The organism is Pseudomonas sp. 210_17 TE3656 (assembly GCF_054821965.1).
Genome location: NZ_JBTRBC010000001.1, coordinates 1,634,420 through 1,652,115, shown reverse-complemented (window position 1 = coordinate 1,652,115; position 17,696 = coordinate 1,634,420). Strand labels below are relative to the sequence as shown.

The window sequence follows — 17,696 nt, the reverse complement described above, 5'->3', positions numbered from 1 at the left end:
CAACGATGTGTAGGAGGTGTCCGAAAGGGCGTGCGACGTTTCCATGTCGATGCGCTAGCGGCTGACCTGCCAGGCCATCAGGTTAAGGTCCCGGACGCCATGTGGTGTCCGGGACCAGCGCTGGCGGCTGCTATTTGGTCACGCTTACCCCATAGAAGGAGTTCAAGCCGAACGGACTGATTTTGAAATCCTGTACGGTGCTGCGCATGGGTTGATACACCGTCGAGTGGGCAATCGGTGTCATCGGCACCTGCTCTTTGAGGCGGTGCTGGGCCTGCTTGTACAGCTCGGTACGCTTGGCCTGGTCGGAGGTGGCCTTGGCCTGCTTGATCAGGTCGTCGTAGGGCTTGTCGCACCATTTGGAGAAGTTGTTGCCGGCGACGGCGTCGCAACCGAACAGGGTGCCGAGCCAGTTGTCCGGGTCACCGTTGTCACCGCTCCAGCCAATCAGCATGGCGCCGTTCTCGCCACCTTTGGAGCGCTTGATGTACTCACCCCACTCGTAGCTGACAATCTTGGCGTTGATGCCGATCTTCTTCCAGTCGGACTGGAGCATCTCGGCCATCAGCTTGGCGTTGGGGTTATACGGGCGTTGCACCGGCATGGCCCACAGGGTGATCTCGGTACCTTCCTTGACCCCGGCTTCCTTGAGCAGTTGCTTGGCCTTTTCCGGGTCGAACGGTGCGTCCTTGATAGTGGTGTCGTAGGACCATTGGGTCGGCGGCATGGCGTTGACCGCCAGCTGACCCGCGCCCTGGTACACCGACTTGATGATTTCAGGCTTGTTCACCGCCATGTCCAGGGCCTGGCGGACCTTGAGCTGGGCCATCGGGTTGGCTTCGTTGCTGCCCTTGATCTTGTCCATCACGTTGTAGGCGATGTAACCGAGGTTGAAGCCAGCCTGGTCGGGCATCTTCAGGTTCGGGTCAGCCTTGAGCGGCTCGATGTCGGCCGGACGCGGGAAGAGAGTGACCTGGCACTCGTTTTTCTTCAGCTTCTGCATGCGCACCGAGGCGTCGGTGGTGATGGCGAAGATCAGGTTGTCGATCTTCACATCATCGGGCTGCCAGTATTCCTTGTTGCCCTTGAAGCGGATCTGCGCGTCTTTCTGGTATTTGCTGAACACGAACGGCCCGGTGCCGATCGGCTTCTGGTTGATGTCGGCAGGCTTGCCTTGCTTGAGCAGCTGGTCGGCGTATTCGGCCGACTGGATCGAGGCGAAGCTCATGGCCAGGTTCTGGATGAACGCGGCATCGACGCCATTGAGGGTGAACTTGACCGTGTGGTCGTCGAGCTTCTCCACCTTGGCGATGTTCTTGTCCATGCCCATGTCGGTGAAGTACGGGAATTCGGTCGGGTAGGCCTTACGGAACGGCATGTCCTTGTCGAGCATGCGATTGAAGGTGAACAGGACGTCGTCGGCGTTGAATTCGCGGGTCGGCTTGAAGAAGTCGGTGGTGTGGAACTTGACCCCTTCACGCAGGTGGAAGGTGTAGGTCAGGCCGTCATCGGAAATGTCCCAGCTGGTGGCCAGGCCCGGGATCACAGCAGTACCGCCGCGCTCGAACTGGCTCAGACGGTTGAAGACAGTCTCGGCTGAGGCATCGAAGTCGGTTCCGGTGGTGTACTGGCCCGGGTCGAAGCCAGCGGGGCTGCCTTCGGAGCAGAACACCAGGTTAGTCGCCGCGAGGGCAGAAGGTGCGCCGGCAAGCAAGCCTGCGCCGACTAGAAACGGAATGACCGCGTGTTTGAGCATGGTGGCCTCATTGTTGTCATTTTTGATTTGAGGGGGCCTTGTGAGCCGTCCTGCGGATACTTATGCAGGGCCCATACCCAATGCAACACTCAAAGGGATGTGTGGCGGCAAACAGTGGGACGAACGTACAGGAATGTCGCATTCGTATAATTTTTTACGGAGTTGATCGTTTGCGAGGGGGTATTTCAGTATGTTTCGGGGACGTTGCGCTTCAATCTGGTCACGCCTGGCACCAAAATGGTGCGGCGAGTTGCTACGCGTAACAGGCGTCGTGGCAGCCGCAGCTGCCACGAATCTGCACAACAGTAACGTTACATCTGTACTTCGATGGTACCGTCGGCGCTGAGGCTGACCTGACTGGTGCCGGCTTCGATATCCGGCGCAGGGGCAGCGTCTTCGGCCATGCCGGCTTTCATCATCATAGGTGCGCTTCGCGCGTAAGGGTGTGGGTAGCCGCTGCTGTTGAGATTGAGGTTGACCACTTTGTAGCTTTTGCCACCCAGGGCTTCAGTGGCCAGCTGGGCGCGGGTCTTGAAGGCATTGACGGCGTCCTTGAGCAGTTCGTCCTCGCTGGTTTTGCGTGTGGCCGGGGCAATGGAGAAGTCCATGCCGCCCATTTTCAGGTCCTGCAGCAAGCTCCCGGTGAGTTTCGACAAGGCCGGGAAGTCGGCACTTTCCAGGCGCAGTTCGGCGCGCTCGCGCCACCCGGTGATCTTCTGACCCTTGTTGTCATAGATCGGGTAGCTGTTGCGGCTGCCCTGGCTGATTTTCACTTCCTTGACCTCGCGGGCCTGTTGCACCGCCTTGTTCATGGTCTCGGTGATTTCTTTGGCCAGCTTGCCCGGATCGGTGTTCTGCGCTTCGCTGTAGAGGGTCACGATCATCAGGTCGCGGGCCACTTCCTTGCTGACTTCGGCACGCAGCGAGATCTGGTTGTAGCGTGGTTCTTCTGCCAGCGCGGGCAGGCTGGCGAGCAGGCTGGTGGCCATGACGAGGGCGGCGCTGCGGCGGGTGTTAAGCATGTATGACTCCTTGAAAATGAGGCGTGGACGCTGTGAAATCCATTCCACGCAGGCCCATGAGACTCGCTGGAGTGTAGTGAGGTTCAAAAAGGCCATCATTGTTATGTAAAAAAGTGTGGCGCTTTGCCGCATGCCTGCAGAGCACAGCACAGCTTCGGTATACTCGCCACGATTCGCCCTGGAGCACTCATCAGGAGAGCTCATGCTCGCCCCCGTACAACTGCTGTCCGCAACCCGTCAGAACCTCTGGCGCCTGACCTTCATCCGCATTCTGGTATTGGCCGCCCAGGCCGGCTCGGTGGGCGTTGCCTACTGGACCGAGCTACTGCCGCTGCCGTGGCTGTCACTGGTGATCACCCTGGGGCTGTCGAGCCTGCTGTGTGCGTTCACCGCCTTGCGCCTGCGCCTGTCATTGCCGGTCACTGAGCTGGAGTATGCGTTCCAGCTGGCCTGTGACCTGCTGATCCACAGTGCCTTGCTGTATTACTCCGGGGGCTCGACCAACCCCTTCGTTTCCTATTACCTGGTGCCGCTGGCGATTGCCGCGGTGACCTTGCCCTGGGTCTATTCACTGGTCCTCTCGGGCATCGCCCTGGCGGCTTACAGTTTGCTGCTGGTGCAGTTCTACCCGCTGGAGACCTTCCCCATGGCGCGGGAGAAGATGCAGGTCTACGGCATGTGGTTGAGCATTGCCCTGGCAGCGGCGGTGATCACCTTCTTTGCAGCGAAAATGGCCGAAGAACTGCGCCGTCAGGAGCAGCTGCGTGCCGAACGGCGCGAAGAGGGGCTGCGCGATGAGCAGTTACTGGCGGTCGCGACCCAGGCCGCTGGTGCTGCCCATGAACTGGGTACGCCGTTGGCGACCATGAGCGTGCTGATCAAGGAAATGCGCCAGGACCACCACGATCCGCTGCTGCAGGAAGACCTGGCAGTGCTGCAGGATCAGGTCAAATTGTGTAAAGAGACCCTGCAGAACCTGGTGCGTGCCGCCGAAGCCAACCGGCGCATGGCAGTGGAAGATCAGGAGGTCACGGCCTGGCTGGATGAAGCCCTGAACCGCTGGCACCTGATGCGTCCTGAAGCCAGCTACCGTTTCCAGCGCCTGGGGCAGGGCAGTGTGCCGCGTCTGGCTCCACCGCCTGATCTGACCCAGGCCTTACTGAACTTGTTGAACAATGCAGCCGATGCCTGTCCGGACGAGCTTGAAGTACGTCTGGACTGGGATGCGCAGGATATGGTGATCAGCATCCGTGACCATGGTCCGGGCGTGCCGGTGGCCATTGCCGAGTCGATCGGCAAACCCTTCTTTACCACCAAGGGCAAAGGCTTCGGCCTGGGCCTGTTCTTGAGCAAGGCCAGCGTGACCCGTGCTGGCGGCTCGGTAAAACTCTATAGTCATGAGGAAGGCGGTACGCTCACCGAGCTGCGCCTGCCGCGTGACGCGCGAGGAGATGTGTGATGAGTGATGAAATCCAGGTTGAAGGCGAAGAGCTCCCGCACCTGTTGCTGGTAGATGATGACGCCACCTTTACCCGCGTCATGGCCCGGGCCATGAGCCGCCGTGGTTTTCGCGTGAGCACGGCGGGGTCCGCTGAAGAGGGGTTATTGCTGGCTCAGCAGGATGTGCCGGACTACGCCACCCTCGACCTGAAGATGGATGGTGACTCGGGCCTGGTGTTGTTGCCCAAGCTGCTCGAGCTCGACCCGGAAATGCGTGTAGTGATCCTCACCGGTTACTCAAGCATCGCCACCGCCGTAGAAGCCATCAAGCGCGGTGCCTGCAACTACCTGTGCAAACCGGCCGATGCCGATGACGTACTGGCCGCGTTGCTGTCCGAACATGCTGACCTCGACAGCCTGGTACCGGAAAACCCGATGTCGGTCGACCGCCTGCAGTGGGAGCACATCCAGCGGGTGCTGACCGAGCACGAAGGCAACATCTCCGCTACAGCCCGTGCGCTGGGCATGCACCGGCGGACTTTGCAGCGCAAATTGCAGAAGCGCCCGGTTCGCCGCTGAGGGACTCGGTGGGAGCGGGCTTGACCCGCGATTGCGGTTTTTCAGTCACATCGCATCGCGGGGCAAGCCCGCTCCCACCGGGGATGACAATTACAAGCAGCGGGATAGACCCATGATTGTCGTTGTCGGCGTATCATTAGCCCCCTAACGACAGCCAACGGGACCGCCCTGCATGCTCGCCCTTTTTCTTCAGACGCTGAACATCACGGCACCGGTCTTTGCCATGTTGTTCATGGGCGTGCTGCTCAAACGCATCAACGCGATCAACGACGGCTTCATCCATACCGCTTCGGCGCTGGTGTTCAACGTCTGCATGCCGGCGTTGCTGTTCCTGGGGATCTATCACGCCGATCTGACGTCTGCCGTGCAACCGGGGCTGTTGCTCTACTTCGCCGTTGCCACCCTGATCGGCTTTGGCCTGGCCTGGGGCCTGGCGATCTGGCGCTGTCCACGGCAAGACCGCGGGATCTATACCCAGGGCGCGTTTCGTGGCAACAACGGGGTGATTGGACTGGCGCTGGCCGCCAGCATGTATGGCGACTACGGCATTTCGCTGGGGGCGATCCTCGCCGGCCTGGTGATCCTGCTCTACAACTCGCTGTCGGTTGTGGTGCTGGCGGTGTACAGCCCCAGCGCCAAGTCCGACCCCTGGAGTATCTGCAAGAGCATTCTGCGCAACCCGCTGATCATCAGCGTGCTGCTGGCGGCGGCGCTGGCCTATGGGCAGGTGGCCTTGCCGAACTGGCTGCTGACTTCCGGCGACTATCTGGCGCAGATGACGCTGCCGCTGGCGCTGATCTGTATTGGCGGCACCCTGTCGCTCGCCTCGTTGCGCCAGAGTGGCGGCCTGGCGGTCAGTGTCAGCCTGCTGAAAATGGTCTGGCTGCCGTTGTTCGCTACCCTTGGCGCCTTTGTCTGTGGTTTTCGGGGGGCCGAGCTGGGTATCTTGTTTCTTTACTTCGGCAGCCCGACGGCGGCGGCCAGCTATGTCATGGCGAGGTCCAGCAATGGCAACCACGAGTTGGCGGCGGCAATCATCGTCATAACCACCCTGATGGCCGCCATTACCACCAATATCGGCATCTTTTTCTTGCAGTGGGGCGGCTGGATCTAGATTCTGTAAGAAAATAATTCCAACACTGCCTCTTACCTTCGAGGACACTTCATGCAAGACGAGATCACCCCAGAGCGGTTACACCGCGGGCTGAAAAATCGCCATATCCAGTTGATTGCGCTGGGTGGCGCGATTGGCACCGGTCTGTTCCTCGGTATTGCCCAGACCATCCAGCTGGCCGGCCCGTCCGTGCTGCTGGGTTACGCCATTGCCGGCCTGATTGCCTTTTTCATCATGCGCCAGTTGGGTGAAATGGTGGTTGAAGAGCCGGTGTCCGGTACCTTCAGTCACTTTGCCCACAGCTATTGGAGCGAGTTCGCCGGGTTCATGTCCGGCTGGAACTACTGGGTGCTTTATGTGCTGGTCGGCATGGCTGAGCTGACGGCGGTGGGCATCTACATCAAGTATTGGTGGCCAGACTTCCCGACCTGGGCGACGGCGGCGATATTCTTCGTGGTGATCAACCTGATCAACCTCAGTCAGGTGAAAGTCTACGGCGAGATGGAGTTCTGGTTTGCCCTGATCAAGGTGGTGGCCATCGTCAGCATGATCGCCTTTGGTGGCTACCTGCTGATCAGCGGTAACGGTGGGCCGGATGCCAGCGTCGCCAACCTGTGGCAATACGGCGGCTTCTTTCCCAATGGCATCAGCGGCCTGATGATGGCGCTGGCGGTGATCATGTTTTCCTTTGGCGGCCTGGAACTGGTGGGGATCACCGCCGCCGAAGCCGACAACCCCAAGTACAGCATTCCGCGCGCCACCAATCAGGTGATCTACCGCATCCTGATTTTCTACATCGGCGCCCTGGCAGTGCTGTTGTCGCTGTATCCGTGGCAGAAAGTGGTGCAGGGCGGTAGCCCGTTCGTGATGATCTTCCATGCCCTGGACAGCAACCTGGTGGCCACCATCCTCAACCTGGTGGTGCTGACGGCGGCATTGTCGGTTTACAACAGCTGCGTGTACTGCAACAGCCGCATGCTCTTCGGCCTGGCCGTACAGGGCGATGCGCCCAAGCGTCTGCTCAAGGTCAACGACCGCGGTGTACCGCTGGCGGCTCTGGGAATCTCGGCGCTGGCGACCGGATTGTGCGTGCTGATCAACTACCTGATGCCGGCCGAAGCTTTCGGCCTGTTGATGGCGCTGGTGGTGTCGTCGCTGGTGATCAACTGGGGCATCATCAGCATTACCCACCTGAAGTTCCGCCGTGCCAAGCAAGCGGCTGGCGAGACGACGTTCTACAAAAGCTGGGGCTATCCGCTGACCAACTATGTCTGCCTGGCCTTCCTCGCGCTGATTCTGGTCATCATGTACCTGACGCCGGGCATCCGCATTTCAGTGCTGTTGATTCCCGTGTGGCTGGCCGTGCTGGGCGTGGCCTACTGGCTGAAGAAAAAGGGCCACAAGGCCGCCGTCGCTGCCGACTGACGGCCCGTGCACAAGTGATCGATCAGCTCTGCTGGTAGCTGTCGATCACTTCCTGGGCCGCGCGAAACGCGTCAATGGCCGCCGGGACGCCGGCGTACACCGCGCAATGCAATAGCGCTTCGCGAATCTCTTCAACCGTACAGCCATTGTTCAAGGCGCCACGGACGTGGCCCTTGAGCTCCTGTGGGCACTTGAGCGCGGTCAGTGCGGCCAGGGTGATCAGGCTGCGGGTTTTCAGCGGCAAGCCTTCACGGCTCCAGACACTGCCCCAGGCATGTTCATTGACGAAGTCCTGCAGTGGCTGAGTGAACTCGGTGGCATTGCCCAGTGCGCGATCGACAAATGCATCGCCCATGACCTGGCGGCGGACCTGTTCGCCGGTTTTGGTGGTGTCGCCCATATTGTTTTCCTTAGTGTTGGCGGCGCCAGGCGCGCAGGGTCGTATACAGCAGCAACGCCCCGAGCACTGGCAGTGCATAGAACAGCATCAGTTTTTCCAGGCGGGTGGCCAGCGGCATGCCGGTGGTGAAGGCCACCACATGCAGACCATAAGCCAGGTACAAGCCAAGAAACACCAGACCTTCGGCGCGGGTTATCCGGTAGCCGGAGTAGAACACCGGCAGGCTCAAGGCGGCGACACCGAGCATTACCGGCAGGTCAAAATCCAGGGCGTTGGGCGAGATCGACAGCGGCTCTGGCGCCACCAGCGCAGTCAGGCCGAGCACGGCCAGCAGGTTGAACAGATTGCTGCCGATGACGTTGCCCACGGCGATCTCACGTTCGCCGCGCAGGGCGGCAATCAGCGAGGTGGCCAGTTCCGGCAGCGAGGTACAGACCGCGACCACGGTCAGGCCGATGACCCGTTCAGACAGGCCCAGGTCAACCGCCACCTCGACTGCGGCCTCAAGTAACAGGTGTCCTGCCAGGCTCAACAAGCCCAATCCGGACAGCATCAGCAGCAGGCTGGTGATCCAGAATCCGCTGCCTTGTTGCGGTCGTGGGCCGGGGGCCGGGAAGGTCCGGGCATAGTGCCGTGACTGGTGCCAGAGGATTGCCAGGTAGGCGAGCAATCCAAGCATCAGCAGCGCGCCTTCAAGGCGCCCGAGTAGCTCATTGAATGCCAGCAGGTAGACCAGCAGGCTGGCGCCGATCATTACCGGGATGTCCAGGCGTACCAGCTGGCGTGAAACGCGCAAAGGAATGATCAGTGCAGCGAGGCCCAAAGTGACCAGGATGTTGAAAATGTTGCTGCCTATCACGCTGCCGACTGCCACATCCGGGGCGCCGGTGTAGGCCGCTTGCAGGCTGACGGTCAGCTGCGGCGCACTGCTGCCGAAGGCCACCAGGCTCAAGCCGATGATCAGCGGACGGACCTGCAGGCTGGACGCCACGCGCAGGGCGGAGCGCACCAACAGCTCGGCGCCGCTGACGAGCAGCAGCAAGCCAAAAGCCAGTTGCAGCAGGCTGAAGGTGGGTAAGGCGGCCAGGTCGAAAATGGTCGTGCTCCGTTGCAGGGTCAGTCGCTGAGACTTTGTACCCGTACGCGCGCCGTTCCGCTACGGATCATGCCGAGTTTTTCTGCGGCGGCGCGGGACAGGTCAATCAACCGGCCGCGGGTGTGCGGACCACGGTCGATGATGCGCACCACCACGCTACGGTCATTGTTCAGGTTGGTGACTTTGACCCGGGTGCCGAAGGGCAGGCTGCGGTGGGCAGCGGTCATGGCATTTTGATTGAAGGGCTCGCCACTGGCGGTGCGTTTGCCGTGGTGACGGGAGCCGTAATAGGAGGCGGTGCCGGATTTGTCGTAACCGCGAGGATCGATATCGTGACTGGCGCAGCCGGCCAGCAGGGTAAAGAGCGCGAGTGCGCTGAGGGGACGCCACATGGGGGTAGATGCTCCGTGGGGTGGCTATCGCGGGGCAAGCCCGCTCCCACAGACAATCACTGTGGGAGCGGACTTGCCCCGCGATAAGCAGGTGACGCGAATTACCCTTCGAGCTTGCTCTTGAGCAATTGGTTCACTTGCTGCGGGTTGGCCTTGCCCTTGGAGGCTTTCATGGCCTGGCCGACAAAGAAGCCGAACATCTTGCCGCGCTTGGCTTCATCGGCGGCGCGGTACTGCTCGACCTGCTCGGCGTTGGCCGCGAGCATCTCATCCAGCACCTTCTCGATCGCACCGGTGTCAGTCACCTGTTTCAGGCCTTCGGCCTCGATGATCTGGTCGGCATCGCCTTCACCGGCTGCCATCTTCTCGAACACCACCTTGGCGATCTTGCCGCTGATGGTGTTGTCGAGGATGCGCTGCAGCATGCCGCCCAGTTGTGCGGCGGTCACCGGTGCCTGATCGATTTCCAGGCCCAGCTTGTTGAGCAGGCTGCCCAGCTCGACCATGACCCAGTTGGCGGCCAGTTTGGCATCGCCACACACCGCAACCACTTGTTCGAAGTAGTCGGCTTGTTCACGGCTCGAAGCCAGCACGTTGGCGTCATAGGCCGACAGACCGAACTGGCTCTGGAAGCGCTCGCGCTTCTGCGGTGGCAGCTCCGGCAGGGTGGTGCGGATGGTGTCGAGGTAAGCGCCTTCGATCACCACTGGCAGCAGGTCCGGATCGGGGAAGTAACGGTAGTCGTTGGCTTCCTCTTTGCTGCGCATCGAGCGCGTCTCGTCCTTGTTCGGGTCGTACAGGCGGGTTTCCTGGACGACCTTGCCGCCATCTTCGATCAGCTCGATCTGACGCTGGATTTCAGTGTTGATCGCGCGCTCGATGAAGCGGAACGAGTTGACGTTCTTGATCTCGCAGCGGGTACCGAACTCGACCTGGCCTTTCGGCCGCACCGAGACGTTGCAGTCGCAACGCAGCGAGCCTTCGGCCATGTTGCCGTCGCAGATGCCCAGGTAGCGCACCAGGGCGTGGATCGCCTTGACGTAGGCCACGGCTTCCTTGGCGTTACGCATGTCCGGCTCGGAAACGATTTCCAGCAGCGGCGTGCCGGCACGGTTCAGGTCGATACCGGTGGAGCCGCTGAAGTCTTCGTGCAGGCTCTTGCCGGCGTCTTCTTCCAGGTGTGCACGGGTGATGCCGACGCGTTTGACCGTGCCGTCCTCGAGGGCGATGTCCAGGTGGCCCTTGCCGACGATCGGCAGTTCCATCTGGCTGATCTGGTAACCCTTGGGCAGGTCGGGGTAGAAGTAGTTCTTGCGCGCGAACACGTTGTGCTGGCCGATCTCGGCGTCAATCGCCAGACCGAACATGCAGGCCATGCGTACCGCTTCCTGGTTGAGCACCGGCAGCACGCCGGGCATACCCAGATCGATCAGGCTGGCCTGGGTGTTCGGCTCGGAACCGAACGTGGTGGCGCTGCCGGAGAAAATCTTCGACTGGGTGGCGAGCTGGGTGTGAATCTCCAGCCCGATGACAACTTCCCATTGCATGTGGTGATCCCTCAGAAGCCGGTAGGTGCGCGGGTGTGCCAATCAGTCACTTGCTGATAGCGATGCGCGACGTTGAGCAGGCGGCCTTCCTGGAAATACGGGGCGAGCAATTGCACGCCAACCGGCAGACCATCGACAAAACCGGCCGGCATCGACAGGCCTGGCAGGCCCGCTAGGTTGGCGGTAATGGTGTACACGTCTTCCAGGTACGCAGCGACCGGGTCGTTGTTCTTGGCGCCGATCTTCCAGGCCAGGTTTGGCGTGGTCGGGCCGAGAATCACGTCGACGTCGTTGAAGGCGGCCATGAAGTCGTTCTTGATCAGGCGGCGGATCTTCTGCGCCTGCAGGTAGTAGGCGTCGTAGTAACCTGCCGAGAGGGCGTAGGCACCGACCATGATCCGGCGCTGTACTTCGGCACCGAAACCTTCGCCACGGGAGCGCTTGTACAGGTCGGTGAGGTCAACCGGGTTCTCGCAGCGGTAGCCGAAACGCACACCGTCGAAACGCGACAGGTTCGACGAGGCTTCCGCCGGGGCGATCACGTAGTACGCCGGAATACCGTGCTGCATGTTCGGCAGGCTGATTTCCTTGACCACAGCGCCGAGCTTTTCCAGTTCCTTGACGCTGGCCTGGATCAGGTCGGCGATGCGCGGGTCGAGACCGGCGCCGAAGTATTCCTTCGGCAGACCGATGCGCAGGCCTTCGAGCGAGCCGTTCAGGCCGGCGCTGTAGTCCGGTACGGGCTCATCGATGCAAGTGGAGTCCTTGGCGTCGAAGCCGGCCATGCCTTGCAGCAGCAGCGCGCAGTCTTCGGCGGTACGTGCCAGTGGGCCACCCTGGTCCAGACTCGATGCGTAGGCAATCATGCCCCAGCGCGAAACCCGACCGTACGTCGGTTTCAGGCCGGTGAGGTTGGTCAGCGCAGCCGGCTGTCGGATCGAGCCACCGGTGTCGGTACCGGTGCTCGCTGGCAGCAGGCGCGCCGCCACGGCCGCCGCCGAACCACCGGACGAACCGCCCGGTACGTGCTCAAGGTTCCACGGGTTCTTCACCGGGCCGTAGTGGCTGGATTCGTTGGCCGAACCCATGGCGAATTCGTCCATGTTGGTCTTGCCCAGAGTCACCGTGCCGGCTTCGGCCAGCTTGCTGACCACGGTCGCATCGTAAGGAGCCTTGAAGTTGTCGAGCATCTTCGAGCCGCAGCTGGTGCGGATGCCCTGGGTGCAGAACAGGTCCTTGTGGGCGATTGGCGCACCGAGCAGGGGACCGTTCTCACCAGCGGCGCGACGGGCGTCGGCGGCGCGGGCCTGGCTGATGGCCAGCTCTTCGGTGACGCTGATGAAACTGTTGAGTTGCGGGTCGAGCTGGTTGATCCGCGCCAGCAGGGTGCGGGTCAGCTCTTCGGAAGAAAACTTTTTGTCGGCGAGTCCGCGGGCGATCTCGGCCAGGGTCAGTTGATGCATGGCAGGCTCTATTCCCTTACTCGATGACTTTCGGAACCAGGTACAGGCCGTTCTCCGTCGCCGGGGCGATGGCCTGGTAGCTGTCTCGATGGTTACTTTCTGTTACCACGTCGGCGCGCAGGCGCTGATTGGCTTCCAGCGGGTGCGCCAGTGGCTCGATGCCAGTGGTGTCGACGGCTTGCATCTGGTCGACCAGTCCCAGAATACTGTTCAGGGCATCGGTAGTGCGTGGCAGATCGGCTTCATTCAGGCCCAGTCGGGCCAGATGGGCGATCTTTTCCACGTCGCAGCGTTCAAGCGCCATGGGGATCTCCTGGGGAAACAAAAAACGGATTTGGTCCGCGATGAGGAACATGCTGGCAGATTTACGGTCATAAGGCCGCGATTGTGTGCTGGCTTGCTCGGAAAAACTGCCAATTTAACATATTGGCGCCTTGCCCAAAATCCCCGCCGTTGTTAGAGTTTGCCGCACTTTTTTACCCACGCGTTGCCTAGGGTCACTTTCCCATGTTCAAGAAACTGCGTGGCATGTTTTCCAGCGATCTTTCCATCGACCTGGGCACTGCCAACACCCTTATTTACGTGCGTGAGCGCGGTATCGTCCTGAATGAGCCCTCTGTTGTGGCCATTCGTACTCACGGCAACCAGAAAAGTGTCGTCGCGGTAGGTACCGAAGCCAAGCGCATGCTGGGCCGTACGCCCGGCAACATTGCTGCCATTCGTCCGATGAAGGACGGCGTGATCGCCGACTTCAGCGTTTGCGAAAAAATGCTGCAGTACTTCATCAACAAGGTTCACGAGAACAGCTTCCTGCAGCCAAGCCCGCGCGTGCTGATCTGTGTGCCGTGCAAATCGACCCAGGTCGAGCGTCGCGCCATCCGTGAATCGGCGCTGGGCGCCGGTGCCCGCGAAGTGTTCCTGATCGAAGAGCCAATGGCTGCCGCTATCGGTGCCGGCCTGCCGGTCGAGGAAGCCCGTGGTTCGATGGTCGTCGATATCGGCGGCGGTACCACTGAAATTGCACTGATCTCCCTCAATGGTGTGGTCTATGCCGAATCCGTGCGTGTCGGTGGTGACCGCTTCGACGAAGCGATCGTGACCTACGTGCGCCGCAACTACGGCAGCCTGATCGGCGAATCCACCGCCGAGCGCATCAAGCAGGAAATCGGTACCGCCTACCCAGGTGGCGAAGTGCGTGAAGTCGATGTTCGCGGCCGTAACCTGGCCGAGGGCGTTCCACGTGCCTTCACCCTCAATTCCAACGAAGTGCTCGAAGCCCTGCAGGAATCCCTGGCGACCATCGTTCAGGCGGTCAAGAGCGCCCTGGAGCAATCGCCTCCCGAGCTGGCTTCGGACATCGCCGAGCGTGGCCTGGTGCTGACCGGTGGTGGCGCCCTGCTGCGCGATCTCGACAAGCTGCTGGCCCAGGAAACCGGCCTGCCGGTGATCGTTGCCGAAGACCCGCTGACCTGTGTTGCCCGTGGCGGTGGCCGCGCCCTGGAAATGATGGACAAACACACCATGGACCTGCTCTCCAGCGAGTAAGCTGGTTGCAGCAAACATGCCGCCCGGTTTACAGGTAGTGCTCACAGTGCTACCTGTATGCGCTGGGCTGACGTCCGTGTGGGCGTCATTTTCCGTCAATCCACAAGCAGGCCGGTGCGTTGCCGTATGAATGACCTCTTGAATCGTCGTCCACGAGGAGCGGCTTATTAAACCGCTTTTCGCCAAGGGCCCTTCGTTGGGCGTGCGCCTGCTCGTGCTGGTTGTGCTGTCGATCACCCTGATGGTGGTCGATGCGCGCTTTACCCTGCTCAAACCGGTACGCAGCCAGATGGGGCTGGTGCTGATGGAGTCCTATCACATCACCGACTTGCCGCAGAGCCTGTGGCAGGGTGTCGCCAGCCAGTTCGGCAGTCGTACCGAACTGATCGCCGAGAACGAAAAACTCAAGACCGAAGCCTTGCTGATGCAGGGGCGCGTACAGAAACTGGCGGCCCTGACCGAGCAGAACGTGCGCCTGCGCGAGTTGCTCAATTCGTCGGCATTGGTCAATGAGAAGGTCGAGGTCGCCGAGCTGATCGGTGTCGATCCCAACCCGTTCACCCACCGCATCCTGATCAACAAGGGCGAGCGCGATGGCGTGGTGCTTGGCCAGCCGGTGCTCGATGCCCGCGGCCTGATGGGCCAGGTGGTCGAGCTGATGCCTTATACCGCGCGGGTACTGTTGCTGACCGACACTACCCACAGCATTCCGGTACAGGTCAACCGCAATGGCCTGCGGGCGATTGCCAGTGGTACCGGTAACCCGGAGCGCCTGGAACTGCGCCATGTCGCCGATACTGCGGACATCAAGGAAGGCGACCTGTTGGTCAGCTCGGGCCTGGGCCAGCGCTTCCCGGCCGGCTATCCGGTGGCCACGGTAAAAGAAGTGATTCACGACTCCGGTCAGCCGTTCGCCATTGTTCGCGCGGTTCCGACTGCAGCCCTCAATCGCAGCCGCTACCTGCTGCTGGTGTTTACCGACAGCCGTACCCCCGAACAGCGTGCCACCGATGCCGCCATGGCCCAGGAGGCTGCTGATCGTCAGGGCTTGCCTGGCAGTGCTGAGGCCGCACAGCCTGGCGCGACGACTGTCACGCCAGCTCCAGCGCCCGGAACGGCTCCGGCGACGCCTGCCAACCCGGCTCCAGTCGCGTCGCCAGCGGCCGCACCCGCAGCCCCGGCGCCAGCTCCGGCTGCTGCCAGCGGCGCTGCCACGACCCCTTCCCGGGAGAGACACTGATGGTGAGTACTCGCAGTCGAAACGGCTGGGTGGTCTGGCTGACGTTCGCGCTTGGCCTACTGCTCAGCGTTTCACCGTTGCCGCAGTTCATGGAAGTCTTCCGGCCCATGTGGCTGGCCTTGCTCCTGGCTTTCTGGACCCTGGCCCTGCCGCACAAGGTCGGCATGACCACGGCGTTTGTCCTGGGCCTGGCCGAGGACGTGTTATACGGCACGCTATTGGGGCAGAACGCCCTGGTGCTGACCCTGATCACCTTCCTGGTGCTGACCTTGCAACAGCGCCTGCGGATGTTCCCGATGTGGCAGCAAAGCCTGGTGATTCTAGTGGTCTTTGGTCTGGCCCAACTGGTGCAGCTATGGCTGAGTGCACTGACCGGCAACCGCCTGCCGACCCTGGCGCTGATCTGGTCGGCGGTCATCAGCGCCTTGCTCTGGCCGTGGATCAGCTTCGCCCTGCGTGGGCTGCGCTTGCGTCTGAGCATCAACTGAGCCCGCTTCCCGACGTTGACAGGGAGAAGTCACGATGACCCCGCTGTACCTGGCCTCTGGTTCACCCCGCCGCCGGGAATTGCTGACCCAGATCGGCATTCCCTTCACCACGCTCAGTGCTTCGGTCGACGAAAGCCCGCTGCCGAACGAGGCCGCGCCAGCTTACGTCGAGCGCCTGGCGCGGGCCAAGGCCAGCGCCGGACTGGCTGCGCTGCTGCCGCGTGAGGCGAATGCGGCCCTGGCGGTGCTTGGCGCCGACACCGCGGTGGTACTCGATGGGCAGATTCTGGGCAAACCGGTCGATCGCGAAGATGCCCTGGCCATGCTTGCGGCGCTGTCGGGCCGCGAGCACCAGGTGCTGACGGCCGTTGCGGTCGCCGATCAGCAGCGTTGCCTGAGTGTCTGTGTCGCCAGTCAGGTCCGTTTTCGCCCGATTTCTAGCGAAGAAGCTCAAGCTTACTGGGCCAGCGGCGAGCCGCTGGACAAAGCCGGCGCCTATGCCATCCAGGGCCTGGGCGCGGTGTTCGTGCAACGCATCGAAGGCAGCTATTCGGCAGTGGTGGGCTTGCCGCTGAGCGAGACCGCCGAGCTGCTCGGACAATTCGCCATTCCCTGTTGGCAACCGTTGTCGGCCCGTTGAGCGAGGACAGGACAAGACTGCTGCTAGCCAGTCGCCCACGAGCGATCCATCATTACTGAAGTCCTTTGACGAGAGCCTGCCATGAGTGAAGAGATTCTGATCAATATCACACCGATGGAATCACGCGTGGCGGTGGTGGAGAACGGTGTTCTTCAGGAAGTGCATGTTGAACGCACCCAGCGGCGCGGCATCGTCGGCAACATCTACAAGGGTAAAGTGGTTCGCGTGTTGCCGGGGATGCAGGCAGCCTTCGTCGACATCGGCCTGGATCGCGCCGCCTTTATCCACGCCTCGGAAATCTCCCTGCGCGAAGGCTCGTCGGTGGAAAGCATCAGCGCCCTGGTACATGAGGGGCAGAGTCTGGTGGTGCAGGTCACCAAAGACCCGATCGGTTCCAAAGGCGCGCGGCTGACGACCCAGCTGTCGATTCCTTCGCGTTACCTGGTGTATATGCCGCGCACCAGTCATGTCGGCATTTCCCTGAAGATCGAAGACGAAGCCGAACGAGAGCGCCTGAAACAGGTGGTGACCGACTGTGTTGCCCAGGAAAACATCCAGGATGCCGGCGGCTTCATCCTGCGTACCGCCGCCGAAGGTGCCGGGGCCGATGAGATCCTCATGGACATCCGCTACCTGCGCAGGCTTTGGGATCAGATCGGTGCGCAGATCAAGACGGTCGGCGCGCCGACGGAAATCTATGAGGATCTGGGCCTGGCCTTGCGTACCCTGCGCGATCTGGTCAACCCGAAAATCGAGAAGATCCGCATCGACTCGCGGGAAACCTTCCAGAAAACCACGCAGTTCGTCGGCGAACTGATGCCGGAAATTGCCGACCGCCTCGAACACTACCCGGGCGAACGGCCGATCTTCGATCTGTATGGCGTCGAAGACGAGATCCAGCGGGCGCTGGACCGCAAGGTACCGCTCAAATCCGGCGGCTATCTGGTGGTCGACCCGGCCGAAGCGATGACGACCATCGACGTCAACACCGGCGCATTCGTTGGTCACCGCAACCTGGAAGAGACGATCTTCAAGACCAACCTGGAGGCGGCCACCGCCATTGCCCGGCAACTGCGTCTGCGCAATATCGGTGGCATCATCATCATCGACTTCATCGATATGGAAGACGAGGAGCACCAGCGTCAGGTGTTGCGCACCCTGGAAAAGCAGCTCGAACGCGACCACGCCAAAACCAACATCATTGGTATTACCGAGCTCGGTCTGGTGCAGATGACGCGCAAGCGTACCCGCGAAAGCCTTGAGCAGGTGCTGTGCGAGCCCTGCCTGTGCTGCCAGGGGCGCGGTAAGCTGAAAACCCCGGAGACAGTTTGTTACGAGATTTTCCGCGAAATTCTGCGCGAAGCCCGTGCCTACCAGGCCGAAGGCTATAGAGTGCTGGCCAATCAAAAAGTGGTCGACAGGCTGCTGGATGAAGAGTCGGGCAACGTCGCCGAGCTTGAGACGTTCATCGGCCGAACCATTCGTTTTCAGGTCGAGTCCATGTACTCCCAGGAACAGTACGATGTGGTGTTGCTCTGAGGTCTGAACG

17 protein-coding genes are annotated in these 17,696 nt (G+C 61.4%); 9 read left to right on the top strand and 8 right to left on the bottom strand.

Annotated elements, in window-relative coordinates; translation table 11 throughout:
* Positions 1–130 precede the first annotated feature (130 nt).
* Positions 131–1,756, bottom strand: coding sequence for an ABC transporter substrate-binding protein (locus tag ACVI9W_RS07810; RefSeq protein WP_461529672.1), 1,626 nt, complete (start codon positions 1,754–1,756; stop codon positions 131–133).
* Positions 1,757–2,067: 311 nt separating this feature from the next.
* Positions 2,068–2,778: an SIMPL domain-containing protein gene (locus ACVI9W_RS07805; protein ID WP_461529671.1), complete on the bottom strand. Its 711-nt coding sequence runs from the start codon at positions 2,776–2,778 to the stop codon at positions 2,068–2,070.
* 202 nt (positions 2,779–2,980) lie between these two features.
* Between ACVI9W_RS07805 and ACVI9W_RS07800 the strand changes: the two genes are divergently transcribed.
* From ACVI9W_RS07800 to ACVI9W_RS07785, 4 genes are all read left to right on the top strand, one after another.
* Positions 2,981–4,237 carry an ATP-binding protein gene (locus ACVI9W_RS07800; protein ID WP_461529670.1) on the top strand — a complete coding sequence of 419 codons (1,257 nt, stop codon included), beginning with the start codon at positions 2,981–2,983 and terminating at the stop codon, positions 4,235–4,237.
* Positions 4,237–4,797: a response regulator transcription factor gene (locus ACVI9W_RS07795; protein ID WP_038614443.1), complete on the top strand. Its 561-nt coding sequence runs from the start codon at positions 4,237–4,239 to the stop codon at positions 4,795–4,797. The genes ACVI9W_RS07800 and ACVI9W_RS07795 overlap by 1 nt, the downstream gene beginning before the upstream one ends.
* Positions 4,798–4,969: 172 nt before the next feature.
* The gene (locus ACVI9W_RS07790) at positions 4,970–5,911 is read left to right on the top strand and encodes an AEC family transporter (RefSeq protein WP_461529669.1); all 942 of its coding nucleotides are present in this window, start codon (positions 4,970–4,972) and stop codon (positions 5,909–5,911) included.
* Positions 5,912–5,962: 51 nt separating this feature from the next.
* Positions 5,963–7,336 (top strand): amino acid permease, encoded by a 1,374-nt coding sequence (locus tag ACVI9W_RS07785; RefSeq protein WP_038614439.1) that lies wholly within the window; start codon positions 5,963–5,965, stop codon positions 7,334–7,336.
* Positions 7,337–7,358: 22 nt separating this feature from the next.
* Here ACVI9W_RS07785 and ACVI9W_RS07780 read toward each other — a convergent pair whose 3' ends face one another.
* From ACVI9W_RS07780 to gatC, 6 genes are all read right to left on the bottom strand, one after another.
* On the bottom strand, positions 7,359–7,736 hold the full coding sequence (locus ACVI9W_RS07780) for a carboxymuconolactone decarboxylase family protein (protein WP_422419612.1): 378 nt from the start codon (positions 7,734–7,736) through the stop codon (positions 7,359–7,361).
* A gap of 10 nt (positions 7,737–7,746) precedes the next feature.
* A complete protein-coding gene (locus tag ACVI9W_RS07775; protein ID WP_461531801.1) occupies positions 7,747–8,790 on the bottom strand; it encodes a calcium/sodium antiporter in 1,044 nt (347 codons plus the stop codon).
* A 62-nt stretch (positions 8,791–8,852) separates the two neighbouring features.
* Positions 8,853–9,224 carry a septal ring lytic transglycosylase RlpA family protein gene (locus ACVI9W_RS07770; RefSeq protein ID WP_461529668.1) on the bottom strand — a complete coding sequence of 124 codons (372 nt, stop codon included), beginning with the start codon at positions 9,222–9,224 and terminating at the stop codon, positions 8,853–8,855.
* 101 nt (positions 9,225–9,325) lie between these two features.
* Entirely contained in the window at positions 9,326–10,771 is a 1,446-nt protein-coding gene (gene gatB / locus ACVI9W_RS07765) for an Asp-tRNA(Asn)/Glu-tRNA(Gln) amidotransferase subunit GatB (protein ID WP_038614433.1), read from the bottom strand.
* 11 nt (positions 10,772–10,782) lie between these two features.
* Positions 10,783–12,234 carry an Asp-tRNA(Asn)/Glu-tRNA(Gln) amidotransferase subunit GatA gene (gene gatA / locus ACVI9W_RS07760; RefSeq protein WP_157194000.1) on the bottom strand — a complete coding sequence of 484 codons (1,452 nt, stop codon included), beginning with the start codon at positions 12,232–12,234 and terminating at the stop codon, positions 10,783–10,785.
* Between the two features lie 16 nt (positions 12,235–12,250).
* Positions 12,251–12,538 (bottom strand): Asp-tRNA(Asn)/Glu-tRNA(Gln) amidotransferase subunit GatC, encoded by a 288-nt coding sequence (gene gatC, locus ACVI9W_RS07755; protein ID WP_038614429.1) that lies wholly within the window; start codon positions 12,536–12,538, stop codon positions 12,251–12,253.
* 203 nt (positions 12,539–12,741) lie between these two features.
* Between gatC and mreB the strand changes: the two genes are divergently transcribed.
* The 5 genes from mreB (at position 12,742) to rng (ending at position 17,686) form a co-directional block, all read left to right on the top strand.
* On the top strand, positions 12,742–13,779 hold the full coding sequence (gene mreB / locus ACVI9W_RS07750; RefSeq protein WP_008371426.1) for a rod shape-determining protein MreB: 1,038 nt from the start codon (positions 12,742–12,744) through the stop codon (positions 13,777–13,779).
* Between the two features lie 214 nt (positions 13,780–13,993).
* Positions 13,994–15,019: a rod shape-determining protein MreC gene (gene mreC / locus ACVI9W_RS07745; protein WP_371262008.1), complete on the top strand. Its 1,026-nt coding sequence runs from the start codon at positions 13,994–13,996 to the stop codon at positions 15,017–15,019.
* The gene (gene mreD / locus ACVI9W_RS07740) at positions 15,019–15,507 is read left to right on the top strand and encodes a rod shape-determining protein MreD (protein WP_038614423.1); all 489 of its coding nucleotides are present in this window, start codon (positions 15,019–15,021) and stop codon (positions 15,505–15,507) included. The genes mreC and mreD overlap by 1 nt, the downstream gene beginning before the upstream one ends.
* A gap of 34 nt (positions 15,508–15,541) precedes the next feature.
* Positions 15,542–16,147 (top strand): Maf family protein, encoded by a 606-nt coding sequence (locus ACVI9W_RS07735; RefSeq protein WP_461529667.1) that lies wholly within the window; start codon positions 15,542–15,544, stop codon positions 16,145–16,147.
* Between the two features lie 81 nt (positions 16,148–16,228).
* On the top strand, positions 16,229–17,686 hold the full coding sequence (rng, locus tag ACVI9W_RS07730; protein ID WP_157193996.1) for a ribonuclease G: 1,458 nt from the start codon (positions 16,229–16,231) through the stop codon (positions 17,684–17,686).
* Positions 17,687–17,696 lie beyond the last annotated feature (10 nt).